This is a genomic window from Sphingopyxis sp. BSNA05, from assembly GCF_013265645.1.
Lineage (GTDB): Bacteria > Pseudomonadota > Alphaproteobacteria > Sphingomonadales > Sphingomonadaceae > Parasphingorhabdus.
In genome coordinates this window covers 1-514 of sequence record NZ_PYIA01000047.1, presented here as the reverse complement: position 1 = coordinate 514, position 514 = coordinate 1, and the positions used below count along the sequence as shown (strand labels likewise).

The 514-nt window shown below is 56.4% G+C and carries 1 protein-coding gene; it reads left to right on the top strand.

What is annotated here, in order from left to right:
* Positions 1–225: 225 nt before the first annotated feature.
* A partial coding sequence (locus C8024_RS05145; protein ID WP_254305587.1) for a DUF5934 domain-containing protein occupies positions 226–514 on the top strand: 289 nt, incomplete at its 3' end.

The window sequence follows — 514 nt, the reverse complement described above, 5'->3', positions numbered from 1 at the left end:
GTCGTCCACACCAGAGTCAGGTTGTACCCAGGTTCTGTTAGCCGTAGTCTTCTTCCACGAATCCTCAGACCTAAGGCTGGACAAGTTGTGGGCTTAGCCGTTCGTACTGTCTCGGGACCAATGCCCAGAAAGTAATGGCGCCCGTGGGAATACGTCCTGGTGGACCTACGGCTGACTGTGGTTTTAACACGACGAAGTGAGTCTTCCCTGCCGCTGCGACCATGCTTGCTTAGTCTATCCGACCGCGAGGCGCGTCTGAAGCGTCACTTATCCCTGTCGTGCTCGACCAGTCTCAGCCAATCCAAGAGCGCGCGGTTTCTGCCCAAGCTCGCCCAGCAATCTGCCGAATGGAGCCATGTCCAGGCAGAATTGCAGGCTGGCAAAAGACTGGTGCAACTTTTTTACGGCGTGACCAGCTATTCGCCACTCGGCCTCGGCGATGCACATGAACGCTCGATCAAGGCTATCTACAAGGCTGCTGGTTGGGATTTGGCCGATGAGCGCTTTCTCCAGC